General features: G+C 69.7%; 14 protein-coding genes. 3 read left to right on the plus strand and 11 right to left on the minus strand.

Annotated features, from left to right (window positions below):
• Positions 1-3: 3 nt before the first annotated feature.
• The 6 genes from BKK80_RS06030 to BKK80_RS06055 all read right to left on the minus strand — a co-directional run bounded on the left by BKK80_RS06030 (position 4) and on the right by BKK80_RS06055 (position 5,682).
• The gene (locus BKK80_RS06030; protein ID WP_084545499.1) at positions 4-1,965 is read right to left on the minus strand and encodes a type II and III secretion system protein family protein; all 1,962 of its coding nucleotides are present in this window, start codon (positions 1,963-1,965) and stop codon (positions 4-6) included.
• 117 nt (positions 1,966-2,082) lie between these two features.
• On the minus strand, positions 2,083-2,922 hold the full coding sequence (gene cpaB / locus BKK80_RS06035; protein WP_071011554.1) for a Flp pilus assembly protein CpaB: 840 nt from the start codon (positions 2,920-2,922) through the stop codon (positions 2,083-2,085).
• A 41-nt stretch (positions 2,923-2,963) separates the two neighbouring features.
• A complete protein-coding gene (locus BKK80_RS06040; RefSeq protein WP_071068738.1) occupies positions 2,964-4,412 on the minus strand; it encodes an ATP-binding protein in 1,449 nt (482 codons plus the stop codon).
• A gap of 33 nt (positions 4,413-4,445) precedes the next feature.
• On the minus strand, positions 4,446-4,988 hold the full coding sequence (locus BKK80_RS06045; protein WP_071038437.1) for an A24 family peptidase: 543 nt from the start codon (positions 4,986-4,988) through the stop codon (positions 4,446-4,448).
• Positions 4,989-5,296: 308 nt separating this feature from the next.
• Entirely contained in the window at positions 5,297-5,473 is a 177-nt protein-coding gene (locus BKK80_RS06050) for a Flp family type IVb pilin (RefSeq protein WP_071011557.1), read from the minus strand.
• Between the two features lie 32 nt (positions 5,474-5,505).
• Positions 5,506-5,682, minus strand: coding sequence for a Flp family type IVb pilin (locus BKK80_RS06055; RefSeq protein ID WP_071011559.1), 177 nt, complete (start codon positions 5,680-5,682; stop codon positions 5,506-5,508).
• Between the two features lie 905 nt (positions 5,683-6,587).
• On the opposite strand from BKK80_RS06055, the gene BKK80_RS06065 reads away from it, so the two are divergent.
• A complete protein-coding gene (locus BKK80_RS06065) occupies positions 6,588-7,826 on the plus strand; it encodes a glycosyltransferase family 87 protein (RefSeq protein WP_071037323.1) in 1,239 nt (412 codons plus the stop codon).
• A 118-nt stretch (positions 7,827-7,944) separates the two neighbouring features.
• Positions 7,945-8,973, plus strand: coding sequence for a glycosyltransferase family 2 protein (locus BKK80_RS06070; protein WP_418235882.1), 1,029 nt, complete (start codon positions 7,945-7,947; stop codon positions 8,971-8,973).
• Between the two features lie 195 nt (positions 8,974-9,168).
• Here the strand turns inward: BKK80_RS06070 and BKK80_RS06075 are convergent, their stop codons facing one another.
• From BKK80_RS06075 to BKK80_RS06085, 3 genes are all read right to left on the minus strand, one after another.
• Positions 9,169-9,564, minus strand: coding sequence for a GtrA family protein (locus tag BKK80_RS06075; protein WP_071011562.1), 396 nt, complete (start codon positions 9,562-9,564; stop codon positions 9,169-9,171).
• Between the two features lie 55 nt (positions 9,565-9,619).
• Positions 9,620-10,999, minus strand: coding sequence for a sigma-54 dependent transcriptional regulator (locus tag BKK80_RS06080; protein WP_071011564.1), 1,380 nt, complete (start codon positions 10,997-10,999; stop codon positions 9,620-9,622).
• Positions 11,000-11,880: 881 nt separating this feature from the next.
• Positions 11,881-12,819, minus strand: a complete 939-nt coding sequence (locus BKK80_RS06085; protein WP_071011566.1) for a LysR substrate-binding domain-containing protein — start codon at positions 12,817-12,819, stop codon at positions 11,881-11,883.
• A 77-nt stretch (positions 12,820-12,896) separates the two neighbouring features.
• Here BKK80_RS06085 and BKK80_RS06090 point away from each other — a divergent pair, with 77 nt between their 5' ends.
• Positions 12,897-14,198 carry an MFS transporter gene (locus BKK80_RS06090; protein WP_071011568.1) on the plus strand — a complete coding sequence of 434 codons (1,302 nt, stop codon included), beginning with the start codon at positions 12,897-12,899 and terminating at the stop codon, positions 14,196-14,198.
• Between the two features lie 105 nt (positions 14,199-14,303).
• On the opposite strand, the gene BKK80_RS06095 is transcribed toward BKK80_RS06090, so the two are convergent.
• Positions 14,304-14,807: a TPM domain-containing protein gene (locus tag BKK80_RS06095; protein ID WP_071011570.1), complete on the minus strand. Its 504-nt coding sequence runs from the start codon at positions 14,805-14,807 to the stop codon at positions 14,304-14,306.
• A 40-nt stretch (positions 14,808-14,847) separates the two neighbouring features.
• Positions 14,848-15,738 carry a TPM domain-containing protein gene (locus tag BKK80_RS06100; RefSeq protein WP_071016172.1) on the minus strand — a complete coding sequence of 297 codons (891 nt, stop codon included), beginning with the start codon at positions 15,736-15,738 and terminating at the stop codon, positions 14,848-14,850.
• Position 15,739 lies beyond the last annotated feature (1 nt).

Below are 15,739 nucleotides of genomic sequence, written 5' to 3' on the forward strand. Positions count from 1 at the left end.
GCATCACTCCACTTGGGACTTGTCGGCTTGGCTCGGCTGCGCGGCGGCGCCGGTCACGATGGGCTCGTCGAGCGGCTTGCCTTCCGGCATCGCGCTGAGTTCCGGCTGCGCCTCGGGCGTGGCCGGCGGCGGCATCTGGAGCAGCGGTGCGGCAGCTTCCGGCTTGGGCGACGTCGCGGTGCCGGCCACGACGGGCTCGTCGAGCGGCTTGCCTTGCGGCATTGCGCTGAGTTCCGGCCGTGGCACGGGTGTGGCCGGCGGGGGCAACTGCGTCAGCGGCGGGGCGGCTTCGGGCTCGCGCGAGGAGGAGGCGCCCGGCGCCGGCACGGTGGGGGCGGACGGTGCGGCCGGCGTGGCCGGTGCGCTCGGGGCCGGAGCCTGGGGCATCGGCGACGGGGACTGTCCATTGCCGCCGTTGCCGCTGTTGTTGCGCTTGGGCGAGCCCTCCATATTGCCCATCATCAGCACCTGCAGCTCGTTGGTACGGGTGAAGCTGTCCGTCGGCAGCGGGATGGACGCGGTCTGCATCGGCTGCACCAGGTGGGGCGTGATGACGAAGACCAGCTCGGTCATGTCCCGCTGGTAGGAGGTGCTGCGGAACAGGGCACCCAGCACCGGGACTTCGCCGACGCCCGGAATGGCCTGGATGGCACCGCGCGCGTTGTCCTGCAGCAGTCCGCCGATGGCGAACGTCTCGCCATCGCGCATCTGCACGGTGGTCGTGGCCCGCCGCGTGGTGATCAGCGGCAGTACCGTCTGGGCGTTCGAGCCGCTCTGTACCGTGGCGCTGACCGTAGCGCCGGTGGGCGACAGCTCGGAGACCTCGGGCGAGACCTTGAGATTGATCCGGCCGTTGCTCATCACCGTGGGCGTGAACTTCAGCCCGACGCCGAACTCCTCTTCCTGCAGCGAGATCGTGGCGCTGGTGCCGGTATTGCTCTGCACGACCGGGATGAAGATCTTGCCGCCGGCGAGGAAGCTTGCCTCCTGGCCGCTCAAGGTGACCAGGTTGGGTTCGGCCAGGATCTTGACCAGGGTGTCGTTCTTCTGCGCGTCGACCTCGACCTGGAACGGCCTGTGGTTCGCCTTGCTGGCGAAGATGGCCGAGGCCGCGCCGGACAGCAGGGCGCTGGCCAGCCCGCCGCTCCAGGTACCGAAGCCGCCTTGCAGGTTCAATTGGGCACCCATCTGGTTGAGCAGGGTCTTCGAGACCTCGGCGACCTTGACCTCCAGCATCACCTGCTGCGGCGTATCCACCGCCAGCATGTTCAGCACGCCGCCGGTCTTCTTGTCGCCTTCTGCCTGGGCGGCGCTGGCATAGACGCGGGCGATCTCCATGGCCTGCTGCGCCGCCTGTGCGTTGGAGACCGAGCCGGTCAGCACCAGGTTGTCGGCCGCGGTGGTCACGCGGATCTTGCTCTCGCCGGGCATCAGCTGCGTCAGCGAGTTCTGCAGGCCGGCCGCGTCGACGTTGACCACCACATTGATCACGCTGCAGGTGCCGCTGCGGCCTTGCACGATCATGTTGGTGGTGCCCACGCTGCGTCCGAGCACGTAGAGCGTCTGCGGCGACACCATGGTCGCCTGCACGATGGCGGGATTGCCCAGCGTGCGGTTCTTGACCGCTTCCGGCAGTGGAATCAGCGATGACTTGCCGACCGAGACGACCACGGTGCTCTCATTGCGCAGCGCGCCCGTGCAGTTCGGTCCGCGCCCTTCCGGCGCCACCGGCGTCGCCGGCGGCGCCGTATTCATGCTGATGGTCATCTGCATGGGCCCGCCGGCGGGGCGGCCCGGAGCCGACTGCGCCGGCTGGGCCGGCGCGGTCGACCTGCCGATGATCGCGCCTTCGGCAGCGCTCTGTGCCGTGGCCAGGCTTGGAGCGCCCAGTGCCAGGCTGACGACGCCCGCCACCAGCACACGGGTGCCAGCGGGCGCATTGTTTTCGTTCTGCTTGGTTCTCATGTCTTCCCTCCCCCGGGATCGCTAGCTGGCACCCGACTGGTCACGCGGATACCCTCGGCTGGCGTCGGGCTGGCGCAGGCGCCGCCCGACGCAGGTCCAACAGAATCAGATTCAGATTCAGAAGCACTCCTGGCTGCCTTGCATGCCGGCGAGGACGCCGATGCAGTCGCCGCGCGGTGCGGGCGGGCGCGGGCGTGCAGGGGCACGCGGCGCGCTGACGGTGATCACCTTCGGCGGCGCGACCACCGGTGCGGCGCCGAGCAGCGTCAACTTGGTGGCGCCGTCCGTGCTGGTCGCGGCGACGTCCACCTGGTTGCGCAGGACCAGCGAGAGCGTGCCGACACTGCGCGCCACGTCCAGCTTCTCGGCCTGCTCGGGCGTGACTTCCAGGGTGACGGCATTGACCACCTTCGGCTGCGTATCGTCGCGGCTGACCTGCTGGGCGACCGCCAGCACCAGGATCTTTTCCAGCACGATCTTCGAGATGCTGGCGCCGTTCGGGTTCTGGCTCTTGGTGTCTTCGCTGGTGTTGACGATCACGTCGACGAGGTTGCCGGGCAGCGCGAAGCCCGCCACGCCGACCACGTCGTTGACCCGCACCGTGATGGCACGCTTGCCTGCGGCGATCACCGCCGACAGGCCGCCCTTGGTGCCTTGCGGCGAAAGCTTGGCCTCGAGGATCGGCTCGCCGCGCTGCAGGCTGGTGCGGACCACGCGGCCGCTCAGTTCCCGGGTGTCTTCGAAGGAGCCGGCCGGCACGCTGGAGGTCGGCCAGCTGACCACGCGCAACTGCTCGGGGCCGAGCGGTTGCCCCAGGTCGATGTCGGCATTGGCGACGATCACCTGCCGCGTCGAGCCGGAGCCCTGCTGTATCAGCCAGCGCGACGCCGAGACCACGGCGGCGATGCCGGCACCGAGCGCCACGATCAGCATCAGAATGGCACGAGCGTTCTTCATGTTGCACCTCCCTACGGTAGTCGATGACCCTGTCCTTGGTGTCAGCGGGATGCCGCGTCTGGTTCATCGGTTGTTGCGGCGTCTGCCCGAACGCGCGCGGGCATCCCCCAATCCATCTCCGGCCTGGCCTGCAGGTCTCCGCCTGCCTCGACGTGGGCGCCGAAGTACAGCCGCCAGGCGTTCCGCAGGGCTTCCTTTTCCACGCGCGGTGCCAGGCCGTGGTACCGGTTGGCAGAGCCGATGAGCTGCAGCAGGTCGCCGGGAATGCAGGCGAGCAGCGGCACGCCGGTGGCGCCGTGCAGTGCCTCGATCAGGAAGGTCAGCTCCGCATCGCTGCTGTCCAGGCCGGCTTCGTCGGCCGCTTGCCGGAACACGCGCCGATACGCCTGCGGGTCGAGTGCACCGACGTAGATCTTGCTGCCCAGCCGGCGCAGGAAGGCATCGTCGGCCAGCTTGTGGGGATCGAGGTTGGACGAGAACACCGGCCAGACGTCGAACGGCACGGAGAAGCGCAGGCCGCTGCGCAGCGCATACGTGTCCACGCCGCGGTCGAGGGGCACGATCCAGCGATTGAGCAGGTCTGTCACGGCGACGCGCTGCCGGCCGAGGTCGTCGACGATGTAGATGCCGTTGTTGGCTTTCCAGTGCGGCGGCGCCTGGTAGAAGCCGGAGGCGGGCTCGTAGCGCAGCTCCAGCATCTCCAGCGTCAGCTCGCCGCCGGATAGTACGGCCGGGCGGTGGCAGTCGACCCAGCGGCGGTCGCGCGAGCGTGACGTTTCGAGTTCGTCGTCGCCCACGGGAGCGTGCACCAGCGGATCGAAGACCTGGATGATTTCCCCGGCGATGGTGATGGCATGCGGCACCGGAATATGGCCGGGCAGGAGTTTGCAGAGCCGTTGCGCCAGGAAGGTCTTGCCGCTGCCGGCAGGGCCGAACAGCATCAGCGGGCGGCTGCTGTTGAGGGCGATGCCGATGCCGTCCAGGGTGCCGGGAGGGATCACCAGGCTGCCGAGCGCGGCGTGGAGTTCGGCCTCGGTCACTGTGACGCGCGCGATCGTATGCTGGCGCACCGCCGCGCAGTAGGCCTGCAGCGTGACCGGCGCAGCGCCGACGTAGCTGCAGCGTGCAGTCAGTTCGCTGGCGCGTTGATAGCCGGCATCGGTGAGGTGGTAGCGCACATCGATGTCGCTGTCGCCGCGATGGGCGACTTCCAGCTGGCGTTCGCGCACGGCGAAGGCCGCCACTTCCTGGACCACGGTGACGGGCAGCTTGAGCACGTCCACCAGCTGCGCGAGCATCGCCGTGCGTTGCCGATGCGCGGCCTTGAGCAGCAGGCCGGTCAACAAGGGCATTTCGAGGCCGGTGTCGGCCACGCTGCGCGGCGCGATCTCCCAGGCATGCCGGGAAGCGAAGCCGGCGCTGGTGTCGTGGGGCAGCGGGGATGCCGGCGTTTGCCGCTCGGGCATCGTGAGGGTGTTGCCGAGGCGCATGGCGCTTCTCCCTGTGGTGGCGGCAGCCGGTGCTCAGGCGGTGGCGAACAGCACGCCGACCGTGCCGATCGCGATGGCGACGCCGTATGGAATCGAACCCACCGAACGCAGCGCGGCGGGATCTCCCGTGCCGTCGCGTTGCGGCCGGATCTGCCCGGCGCTGGCGAGCATCAGGCGCAGATTGCGCAGCAGCGGCACCCATTGCCCCGCCGCGAGGGTTTGCACGATGGCCCAGACACCGCCGATCACGAAGGCAACCAGGGCGATCTGCACCGCCATGGGGGCGCCGAGCCAGGCGCCGACGGCCGCCATCAGCTTGACGTCGCCGGCGGCCATGCCACGCATCAGGTAGAGCGGCAGCAAGAGGCCGAGGCCGGCCAGCCAGCCGCCGGACCACTCGAACAGTCCGGACACGGCACCATGCATGGCGCATTGCACGGGCAAGGCGAGCAGCCACGCGCCGAAGGTCAGCCAGTTCGGGATACGGCGGCGCCGCAGGTCCTGGGCGGCGGCGGTGGTGACGACGGTGATCACGCAAGGGCCGACAACGGCGCCGATGGCGAAGGGATAGATCATGTGAGATTCCCCTGGTGCGGTTGCGGCCGTGGCGCCTGGCTGCGCCGTGGCTTGCAGTGGACGGTCGTCTCTGCACGCGCGGCAGGCGAGCTGCCGCTGCGTATTGCGGCAGCAGGCGGCCTGGTCGCGGTGCGGCGAGGTGTCGCGCATGCGGTCCATGGTGTGCCTCCTTGCTACGGCTATGTTCCCGGATGAAGCCGTGGCGCCAGGCGTCACGGGCTCCCATGTCAATGCGCTCTCGGTATCTGTCGGCGCTGGCCCGCAGCCGGAGCGCGATGAGGACGCTCCGGCCGCGGGGCTGGCGCGGTTCAGGTCACCAACTGGCCGGCGATGTAGTTGAAGATGCCCTGCAGGCTCGTGCCGACGCTGGTCACGGCCGCGATGATGGCGACCGCGATCAGCATTGCAATCAGGGCATATTCGATGGCTGTGACACCATCCTCTTCGCGGGCGAAGTCAGGCGCGTGGAGTATCGTGGGTTCCATCGCGTTCTCCTGTGTGGTCGCCGCGTGCCGGATCAGGTCACCAGCTTGCCGGCGATGTAGTTGAAGACGTTGTTGAGGTTGGTCCCGACCAGCTGGACGGCGGTGATGATGGCCACGGCAATCAGTGCCGCGATCAGGCCGTACTCGATGGCGGTGACGCCTTCGTCGTCTTGGGTGAATTGCTTCAGTTGCGTGATGAGTGCTTGCATGACAATCTCCTTCGCGTGGAAAAGCAGGGTTCTACATCCAATCAAACTCAAGCCGGCATCAGGAGCCGGGCGGCCCGCAGGCGGCGCAGGCGTGGAACTGCCACTGGCCGTCGTTGCCACGCTGGCCACGCTTCGCGCTGCCGTTCCGGCAGGCGCAGTCACCCGGCTTCATGCCATGGTGGCCACCGGTCGCGGTGCGTCCGGTGTCGGAGCGGGTGGCGGTTTGCGTAGCGGGCATAGCCTTCGGTCAGTGGTGGGTTCCTCGCCGGCGGCGGTGTCGCGGATCGCGGGCACCGCTTGCCGGGATGTCGACGCCGGGAATCGCCGTCTGACGAAGGCAAGGCAAAACGCGGGCCAGCCGCCCTCGATGCCTTGTGCGGCAAGGCTTTGCGGGATATCTGCCGGTGCCGTCGGGATGCGGGGGGCGGGCCGGGCAGGCCATCGTTTCGCGCGGGAATCATGCCGAATAGAACGAGCCGGCGAAGCACTGAGACCAATGGATGGCCGGCGCACCGGCCAACTCATCCATTCGGCTGATGACAGCGCCCGACGAGCCGTTTGCCAGGCCCGGCCGCGCCGTCTGCCGCGGGCGCCTACGGCATTCGCCCGAGCAGGCAGGCCATGCAGTGCGCGCCGGTCCATGTTTCACGCGGGAAACGTCGGGTGCCGCAGGCAAGGCGGGCCGCGCCGATTCCGGCGTGCAAGCCATGGGAGCGTGGTGCAGCGGCGGTCGCCGCGGCGGCTCCGGGCCGGCCGCTTCAGTTTGGAAACGTGGCGCGGGCCCGGCTGGAATGGCACCTTGGGCGGCCTTGCCTGATCGCGCGGCTTGGTAGAAAACAGCAGGCATGGAGGGTCGCACGCGCGAGCGTGGCTGACCATGTGAGGTGTGCCTCTGCGAGACGACCATGCAAGCAGGACAACCGATACGAACCGGCGATTGGCTCAGCGGCGCGAGCCTGCGCGCGGGCTGCTCGCTCGTCCTGGCACTCTATGCGGCATTCGTCCTCAGCTGGGCCTGGCTGACCCGCGGTTTCACCTTGGGCACGGTGCTGCGGCCGGGCACCGACTTCTCGGTGTTCTGGAGCGCGGGTCATCTGGCGCTGCAAGGGGAGGCCGCGGCCGCCTACGACTACACCAGGCTGCAGCCGGTGATCGCCGCCTACGGCGCGCTGGCCGACGGCGCCAGCTTCGACCTGCCGTGGCTCTATCCGCCTGCTTTCCTGTTGTGGATGGCGCCGCTGGCCGCGCTGCCCTTCGCCTTGGCCTACGTGGTGTTCATCGGCGGCAGTGGCTGGGCCTACGTCGCGGGTCTGCTGCGCCTGCAGGCGGCGGGCGGATGGTCCGCCGGCGTGGCGCGCTGGCTGCCCGTCGTGGCCTGCCCGGGCTTCGTGGTGACGGGCGCGATGGGACAGAACGCCTTCCTGACCGCGGCCCTGGCGCTGTGGGCCGTGCTGCTGCTGGAGCGCCGTCCGGTGATCGCGGGGATGCTGGCCGGGGCTCTGTGCATCAAGCCGCAGCTCGCCGTACTGCTGCCGCTGGCCTTGCTCGCGGCACGGGAGTGGCGGGCGCTGGCCGTCGCCGCGGCAACGGCGCTGCTGATGACGCTGCTGGCTGCCTGCGTGTTCGGATGGGACACCCTGCCGGCCTTCCTGTCCGCCGGTGCCCGGGCCAAGCACGAGATGCTGGAGCATTCCGACACGGCCTGGTACGCGATGCCCACCGCCCTGGCGCTGGCCCGGCTGCTGGGGGCTTCGGCCGCTTCCGCGTACCTGGCCCAAGGGATTTCGGCGCTGGCCGCGGCGGCGGCGGTCGCCTACGTCTGGCGCCGGCAGGCCGGGCCGGTCCTGCGCGCGGGCGCATTGGGCGTCGGCACGACGCTGGCGACGCCCTATCTCTGGTACTACGACCTGAGCTGGCTGGGCATCGCCCTGGTGGCACTGGCCGCCCTCGGCATGGGCAAGGGCGGCTGGCTGCGTGGCGAGCGGCTGCTGCTGCTGGCGGGCTGGCTGCTGCCGCTCTATCTGTTCGTCAACCGTGGCACGCGCTGGCCGCAATGCGGTGTGCTGGTGCTGGTGCTGGTGCTGCTGGCCGTGCTGCGGCGGGCCCGTGCCGCGCCGGTGTGCACGGGAAGGGGCGCAGCATGAGACCTGGCGCCGTGCCTGGGTATCGCTGTCATGGCAGGGCCGGGGCGCCGCTGCCGCGGGAAATGGAGGTGTCCGGCCGGAAGCGCCGCCACAAGGCGAACCGGAACGGGGAGGAGGCATGATGATCCGCTATTCCGAAGTGAAATTGCTGTCGCTGGTGGTGCCGTGCCACAACGAGAGCGCGGCGATCCGGCCGTTCTTCGCCAGTGTGATGCCGATCCTGGAGGCGATGGAGGATGTCCGCTTCGAGATCGTCTGCGTGAACGACGGCAGCACGGACGATACGCTCGAGCGCCTGGTGGCGGTCGCGCGCCGTGACATGCGGGTGCGCGTCATCGACCTGACCCGCAATTTCGGCAAGGAGGCCGCCATGACGGCCGGCATCGACGAGGCGCTCGGCGATGCCGTGATTCCCATCGATGCCGACCTGCAGGATCCGCCGGCGCTGATCCCGCTGCTGGTGGAGAAATGGCGGGCGGGCGCCGAGGTCGTGCTGGCGCAGCGCCGCGATCGCCGCTGCGACAGCCTGCTCAAGCGCATTGCCGCGACGGCGTACTATCGCGTGCACAACCGCCTGTCGGAACTCAAGCTGCCGGAGAACGTCGGCGACTTCCGCCTGATGGATCGCGTGGTCGTCAACGCGCTGAAGCAGCTGCCGGAGCGCCGGCGCTTCATGAAGGGCTTGTTCGCCTGGGTCGGCTTCCGTACGGAGATCGTGACCTACGAGCGCCAGGCGCGTTGCGCGGGGGACTCCAAGTTCTCCGGCTGGAGATTGTGGAACTTCGCGCTGGAGGGGATCACCAGCTTCAGCACGCTGCCCCTGCGCGTCTGGACCTATATCGGCTCGGCCTTTGCCTTCCTCGCGTTCTGGTATGGGCTGTTCATCGCCGCGCGCACACTCGTGCTCGGCGTGGACGTGCCAGGCTATGCCTCGCTCTTGTGCGTGCTGCTGTTCTTCGGCGGCTTGCAGCTGATCGGCGTCGGCGTGGTCGGCGAGTACGTGGGGCGGATCTACTACGAGGCCAAGGGACGGCCCATCTACCTGGTGCGCCAGCGTTTCCACGCCAGGCCGCATTCCGAGCAGGCATCGGCCGGGCGCCGCGTCGTCGAGTTTCCTCGCATGCGTGGCGGCAAGCGGCAGCCCTGATGGCGCCGCACGGCGGGCGTGCAGCGGTCTGGCCAGCGTTCTGGCGTGCGCGATCGCGCGGGCCGGCCACGGCCGCTTTCCCGCCGCACTGTCACCTGCGCTGAAATTGCGCTGGCGCTGGCGCTGGCGCCGGCGCGAATGGCGCCGACAGTCGAACGTTGCGGGGGCGGGGAAGGGGCCGGCGCGGGCCGGGCATCAAGTCGCGGCCGGCGCGCGGAAGGCGTAGAGCCGGGCGCCGGCGTAGGCGAGCGTCGTGTACGTGACCATGCCGCAGGCCTGGGTCAGCAGTTGACCGCTGCCGAGCAGCCGGCTCACTTCCAGCACGACGGCGAGGTTGGCCGCGTAGGCTACCGCGCAGACGGCGCCGTAGCGCAGCAGTCCCTGTTCGACGGCGCCGCGGTGGCGGAAGGTCCAGATGCGGTGCCAGGTAAAGCCCCAGAGAAAGCCGATGGCATAGCCGATGGCATTGGCCGCCGCGTCTCCCCAGCCGAACAGGCGCAGCGCGGCCCAGGTCGTGCCGAAGCCGACCGCCGTATTGCTCAGGCCGACCAGCACGAAGCGCAGGAAGGGGTGGCGCAGCAAGCGATGCATGGGCAGGCGCGGCGGTGAATGCCGGGACAGCGCGCTAAGGATGCGCTTGATGCGCTCAGGCGCGCTGCTCGACGACGTCGAGCTCGCCCCGGCGTACCTGCAGCTTATGTTCCCGCATCATCCGGAACAAGGTGACACGCGAGATGCCGAGTTCCTCGGCGACGTCGATGAGCCGTTCATGGTGGCGCTGCAGGGCTTCCTTGAGTGCCTGCAGTTCGGCCGCATGCCTGACCTTGGCCAGGGTGGGCGGCCGTTCGGTCTCGGCTGGCGAATGCAGTTCCAGGTCGCAAGGCCGGATCACGCCGTCTTCGCACATGGCGGCCGCATTGCGGATCCGGTTGATCAGCTCGCGCACATTGCCAGGCCAGTCGTGGGCATGGAGCGAGCGCAGCGCCGCCGGAGAAAAGCCGCGGATCCGTTCCGGCGAGTGCTTGCGGATCTGGTTGAGGATGTGTTCGGCCAGCAGCACGATGTCGCGCTCGCGTTCGCGCAAGGGCGGCTGCTTGACGCGCAGCACGCACAGGCGGTGGTACAGGTCGCCGCGGAAGCGTTCGGCAGCGACCGCTGCCTGGAGGTCGACGTGGGTTGCCGACACCACCCGCACGTCGACGGCGATGGATTCGGTGCTGCCCAGGCGTTCGATATGGCCGGTTTCGAGGAAGCGCAGCAAGCTGGTCTGGCTCTCGAGCGGCATGTCGCCGATCTCGTCCAGGAACAGGGTCCCGCCGTGGGCCAGCTCGATACGCCCCGGCTTGCGCTTGGCGGCGCCGGTGAAGGCGCCACGTTCATAGCCGAACAGTTCGGACATCAGCAGCGTGGGCGGGATGGCCGCGCAGTTCACCGCGATGAAGGGACCCGAGGCGCGTGCCGACGCCTGGTGGATGGCACGGGCCGCCAGTTCCTTGCCCGTGCCGGATTCGCCGGAGATGAGCACCGGCATATCCCAGCGCGAGACCTTGGCGATGCTGCGGAACAAGGCCTGCATGGCCTCGCAGTTGCCGATCATGCCGTCGGGGCGGGGGGCGTGCGGGAACGCCTGCGCGGTGCTCGAGCGCAGCGTGGCCATGCCGACCGCGTGGCCCAGCGCATAGTCGACATGCGCATCGTCGCACGGCGCGGTGCAGTAGTCGATGAAATACAGCCCGAGCATATTGCGCGCGACCGGGGTGAGATCGCTGGCACCGTCCGTCAAGCCGATCCAGCCGATGTTGCGCAGCGCCAGCCAGGGTTCGACCGCCTGCAGGTCGGCCGGGGCCACGCCAGCGCGCAGGTCGAGCAGGCCGGCCATCGGCTGGCTGTCCAGGTCCATGCCTTCGAGATCGCTGACGCTGGAGGCGAAGTGGGGTTTCCAGCCTTGCTGGGCCAGGTGGCGGCACAGAGTCCCGTCATGCTGCCGCGACAGATAGAGCAGTGGGCGCGGTATATACGCGTTCATTGCGATTCCCCCGATTTCTTTTCTTGTGCCGCCGGAATGCAGCGGCCTGGGCACATCATCGGGGATCGGGCGCAGGCCCTCGATCGAGCGCATCCCGTACAGGGTTGCAGGATGCAGGCGTTGCCTGCTTCCGGTCCGTGCGTTTCCGCTCCCCAGCGTCGACGTCGAGGCGCTCCTGGTTTCGGACCAGTTTCCTGCTGGCTCGATGGCTGCGTTGTTCTCTAGCGGAACTGGCTTGCCGTCGTCAGCTCGGGCTTGACCCGAGCACCCCCGTCGGACCTGCTTTAGCGATGTCCGTGCCAGATCGGCTAAGTCCTTGATTTTGCTAGGTGAGGCGTTGCAGAAGTGAATCGTCTTCCGGCATTCGTAACCAGATGTTTCTGGTGTGCCGTCGGCTTTCCTTGCCGTTGATCCTTCGAAATCAGCCGCCATGGAAAGCCGGCGTCATTTCCTGGGCGGAATCCGGTGTTCAAGCGGTGCATTTATGGCGGCTGGCGCATTTGCCCCGATTCGGCCGCGGAAGGAGGCGGGTGGCAGACAGGTTGCAGAGATGAAACTTGCCGGAATGCAAATGAGAATGGTCTCTGCGCGCCAAGGCAGGCCCCAGGTCGGAGTGATCGCTGCGGGCTGCGCGAACGGAGGAGGCGGTGCCGCTTCGACGGGCCGGATGCTAAGTCAAAAGGCTGAGTTTTGATCGAGCCGGGGAGCCGGCCCCGTCTGAATAGGCGAGGCGATCTTGGTTGAAGGGGGCGCCGCGCAACAGGGCGGCTTTGGTTGCAATTCTGTTACAGCGCTGTTGTTTCCGGCCGCCGCCGGGACGGAAACCGGGCGCAAGCGCGCGGCTGCGGCGTCGACGCCCCGCAGTCCTATCCGGCGTGCCGTCAACTGCCGGAGGCCGTGTCGCCGGCGCCGCGCGTCGGCTGTGCCGATGCCGCCACCTGCTCGCGCAGCCAGCCGATCAGGCGCAGGATGTGGGCTTCGCGCGGATTGCCTTCGCGCCACACGACCCAGTAGTGCAGGCTGGACGGCACGCTCACCTCGCCCAACTGCACCAGTTGGCCGTTGGCCAGGTAGTCGCGGGCCAGCAGCGCGCGCGCGGTGGCCACACCGAGACCGGCCACCGCCGACTGCAGCATCAGGCCTGCGTCCTGGAAGATCGGCCCGCGCTCCGGCTCCTCGGGCGGCAGCCCGGCGCGTTCCAGCCAGTCGCGCCAGGGGCGCAGGGCGAAGCGCAGCATCGGCAGCCCCGGCAGGTCGGCCAGCGTGAAGCCCGGGTAGCGCGCCAGCAGCTTGGGGCTGGCCACGGCGATGACGTGGTCTTGGATCAGGCTGCGGCATTCGAAGCCTGGCAGGTCGACGCGCTGGTGCCAGATGCCGAGATCGACGCCGTAGGGGTCGGGTGGCGAGATCTCCGCGTGCAGGCGCAGGTGCAGGTCGATCTCGGGCGCGGCGTCGTACAGGCTGGGCAGGCGGTGGATCAGCCAGGCGTTGGCCAGGTCGGCCATCACGCTCATCTGCAGGCGTACCACCGGCGGGCCGCTGCTGGCGCAGGCTTCGCGCAGGGCCGTTTCGAGTTCGTCCAGCGCGCCGCGCACGCGCTCGGACAGGCGCAGGCCCGCGCTGGTGGGCTGCATCAGGCTGCCGCTGCGCTGGAACAGCTTGCTGCCCAGCTTGTCCTCCAGCCCGCGGATATGGTGGCTGATGGCGCTGTGGGTGAGCGATAACTCTTCGGCGGCGCGTGAGAAGCTGCGGTGGCGCGCGGCGGCCTCGAGCGCGCGCAGCGCCTGCAGGGCGGGCAGGTGGAAGGGAGGTTCGGCCATGGCCGTCAAATTCTACTCACAATCTCCGCCGATATCTTTCGTTGGTCATGCACCGCCCTGGTGACGACAATCCCAGCATGACGACGACCTCTTCCTCCTCCCTGCCGCCCGCGCCACGCGCGTCCGCCCCTCCCACGGCCACGGCCACCCAGCCTGCCTCGCCGGTGCGCTGGCGCGTGCTGGCGGTGTTCTCGCTGGGCTTCCTCGTGTCCTACATCTTCCGCGGCGTCAACCTGGGCTTCGCGCCCTACCTGACGCGCGAGCTGAGCCTGTCGGCGGCCGACCTCGGCCTGCTGACGAGCTTCTATTTCCTCGGCTTCGCCTGCGCGCAACTGCCCGCCGGGCTGATGCTCGACCGCTTCGGCCCGCGCCGCACCGAGGCCGTGATGCTGGTGTTCGCCGCCGCCGGGGCGTGGTGCTTCTCCCAGGCGGGCGGCATGGCCGGGCTGGCGGCCGGGCGCCTGCTGGTTGGCGTGGGTGTGTCGGTCTGCCTGGGTGCGGCCATCCAGGCCCTGGCGCTGTGGTTTCCCCTGTCGCGCATGCCTTTGCTCAATGGCGTGGTGATGGCGATCGGCGGCCTCGGCGCGGTGGTGGTGGGCACGCCGCTGGCCTGGCTGTTGTCGGTCATGGACTGGCGCGGCGTGAGCCTGGGCCTGGCCGGCTTGTCGCTGGCGATGGCGCTGCTGTTGTGGTTCGGCGTGCCGGACGCGCGGCGCCAGGGGCAGCAGACCCTGGGCGAGCAGTGGCGCGGCACCGTCCGCATCCTGCGCAGCGCTGCCTTCTGGCGGGTGGCGCCATTGACGCTGCTCAACCAGGGCATCTTCCTGGCGGTGCAGACGCTGTGGGTCGGTGCCTTCCTGCGCGATGTCTCCGGCGCCGGCCAGGCCGCGGCGGCGGGCCTGGTGTCCGTGATCGGCTTCGCCATGATGGCGGGCTGCGTCGGCTCGGGCTGGGCGGCGCGCTATCTCGAGCGCGCCGGCCTGAGCCTGTATGCCTTCGCCGGCCTGGGCATGACGGGCTTCATCGTGGTCCAGCTGCTGATCATGGCGGGCGTGCCGCTGCCGGCGCCCTGGCTGTGGGCCGGCTATGGCGTGTGCGGCTCCAGCGGCATCCTGACCTATGCCGTGCTGGCGCGCAGTTTCCCGGCGTCGCTGATCGGTCGCGCCACCACCGCGCTGACGCTGCTGGTGTTTCTCGCGACCTTTGCCTGCCAGGTCGGCATCGGCTATGTGCTCGATTTCTGGCCCGCGGTGGGCGGCCGCTATCCGGCCGTCGCCCATCTGTGGATCTGGGGAGGGCTGGTTCTGCTGCAGCTCGCGGCCGCGGCATGGTATGCCTGGGCCGGCCGCGGCGGGCGCGCCGCGCTGCGCGAGGCGTGAGCTGGCTGGGTGTGCCCGGTGGGTCTGGCGGGCCCGCTGGGCGCGGTGGGCCCGATGGGCAGGGCGGCAGGGCCGGCTGGGCGGGTGAGGCCGCGCCGCGGCCGGCTACAGCACCAGAGGCCGGTCGTCCAGCGCATTGGGGCGCGGCCGCCCATCCGCCGGGAAGTGCGCCTCGATCAAGGCATGGATCCGCGCCACCGCTTCCAGCACGGGCCGGACCGACAGCTCGCGCGCCAGGTCCTGGGCCAGTGCCGTGCAGACGGCATGCCAGGCCGCCTTGCCGACACAGGCATCGACGCCGCGATCGGCCAGCAGCTCGACGGCATGGTCGGCGAGGTTGATGTAGAGCAGCACGCCGGTGTGCTCTTCGGTATTCCACACTTCGAGCGCGCCGAACAGGGCGCGGGCGCGCTGGCGGTCGCTGACGCCGCGCCAGGCGTGGCCGACCGGCAGGCTGGCTTCGATGACCACGCGTACCTCGCCGCGATGGCGCTGCTCGCCGGCCCGCACGGCTTCCTGCAGCGCCTGCTGTGCCGCCGGCGGGAAATGGCGCCGGGCGGTGCCGGGACGGTGGCTCAGGTGGCGCAGGGCGCGTCGGATGAAAGGCATGATGGGCGTCTCCGTATGGCTGCCGTGTATCGCTGTCGCGCTACCAGTTTCCGGAGGCGCCGCCGCCGTCGAAGCCGCCTCCGCCACCGCCGCTGAAGCCGCCACCGCCGCCGCCACGGTCGGAGTCGCCGAAGCCGCCGCCACCCAGGCCGCCGAGACCGCCCAGGCCGCCCAGTCCTCCGAGGCCGCCCAGCCCGCCAGGGCCCGGGCCGCGGCTGCCGTAGCGGCTGCCCGTGACGATGTCGGGCGCACGCGGGCGCAGCGCGGCCGAGATGAAGAAGAACAGGATGATGGCGAGCGGGAACCCTACCGCCAGCCAGGTGCTCCAGCCGTCCTGGCCGGCCGTCCCGGCGGCCTGCGGCCCGGGCAGGCCCTCCTTGTCGATGGTGGCCTGGATGGCCGAGACGCCGGCGGCCAGGCCGCCGTAGAAGTCGTTCTGGCGGAAGTGGGGCGCCATCACGTCCTGCAGGATGCGCTTGGACATGGCGTCGGTCAGCGATCCCTGCACGCCCCGGCCGACCTCCAGCCGCATCTTGCGCAGGCCGGGCGGGTTGTCCTTGGCGATCAGCACGATCACGCCGTCGTCGATGCCTTTGCGGCCGGCGCGCCAGGCGTCGGCGACCCGGATGCTGTAGGCGTCGATGGGCTCGGGCGCGGTGGTGGACACCATCAGCACGAAGATCTGGCTGCCGTGCTGCTGCTCGTACTCCGCCAGCACGTTCTCCAGCGCGCGGCGCTGGTCGGCGCTGAGCGTGCCGGTGAGGTCGGTCACGCGCTGCGTCAGCGCCGGCACGGCGACGAAGCCGTCGTCGGCGGCGCGCGCCGCCGGCGCCGCCAGCAGCAGCGCGAGCGCCAGGGCTGCCAGCCAGGCCAGCCAGCCTGGCAGCGGTGCCAGGGCCCGCGGCCAGGGACGTGCCGCGCAGGATCGCATC

The organism is Cupriavidus malaysiensis (assembly GCF_001854325.1).
In the GTDB taxonomy this organism is placed as follows: domain Bacteria; phylum Pseudomonadota; class Gammaproteobacteria; order Burkholderiales; family Burkholderiaceae; genus Cupriavidus; species Cupriavidus malaysiensis.

Bases quoted from the DNA above. Each gene is read 5' to 3' on its own strand.
- BKK80_RS06030 (WP_084545499.1), bottom strand. From the start codon at position 1,965: ATGAGAACCAAGCAGAACGAAAACAATGCGCCCGCTGGCACCCGTGTG.
- cpaB (WP_071011554.1), bottom strand. From the start codon at position 2,922: ATGAAGAACGCTCGTGCCATTCTGATGCTGATCGTGGCGCTCGGTGCC.
- BKK80_RS06040 (WP_071068738.1), bottom strand. From the start codon at position 4,412: ATGCGCCTCGGCAACACCCTCACGATGCCCGAGCGGCAAACGCCGGCA.
- BKK80_RS06045 (WP_071038437.1), bottom strand. From the start codon at position 4,988: ATGATCTATCCCTTCGCCATCGGCGCCGTTGTCGGCCCTTGCGTGATC.
- BKK80_RS06050 (WP_071011557.1), bottom strand. From the start codon at position 5,473: ATGGAACCCACGATACTCCACGCGCCTGACTTCGCCCGCGAAGAGGAT.
- BKK80_RS06055 (WP_071011559.1), bottom strand. From the start codon at position 5,682: ATGCAAGCACTCATCACGCAACTGAAGCAATTCACCCAAGACGACGAA.
- BKK80_RS06065 (WP_071037323.1), top strand. From the start codon at position 6,588: ATGCAAGCAGGACAACCGATACGAACCGGCGATTGGCTCAGCGGCGCG.
- BKK80_RS06070 (WP_418235882.1), top strand. From the start codon at position 7,945: ATGATGATCCGCTATTCCGAAGTGAAATTGCTGTCGCTGGTGGTGCCG.
- BKK80_RS06075 (WP_071011562.1), bottom strand. From the start codon at position 9,564: ATGCATCGCTTGCTGCGCCACCCCTTCCTGCGCTTCGTGCTGGTCGGC.
- BKK80_RS06080 (WP_071011564.1), bottom strand. From the start codon at position 10,999: ATGAACGCGTATATACCGCGCCCACTGCTCTATCTGTCGCGGCAGCAT.
- BKK80_RS06085 (WP_071011566.1), bottom strand. From the start codon at position 12,819: ATGGCCGAACCTCCCTTCCACCTGCCCGCCCTGCAGGCGCTGCGCGCG.
- BKK80_RS06090 (WP_071011568.1), top strand. From the start codon at position 12,897: ATGACGACGACCTCTTCCTCCTCCCTGCCGCCCGCGCCACGCGCGTCC.
- BKK80_RS06095 (WP_071011570.1), bottom strand. From the start codon at position 14,807: ATGCCTTTCATCCGACGCGCCCTGCGCCACCTGAGCCACCGTCCCGGC.
- BKK80_RS06100 (WP_071016172.1), bottom strand. From the start codon at position 15,738: ATGCGATCCTGCGCGGCACGTCCCTGGCCGCGGGCCCTGGCACCGCTG.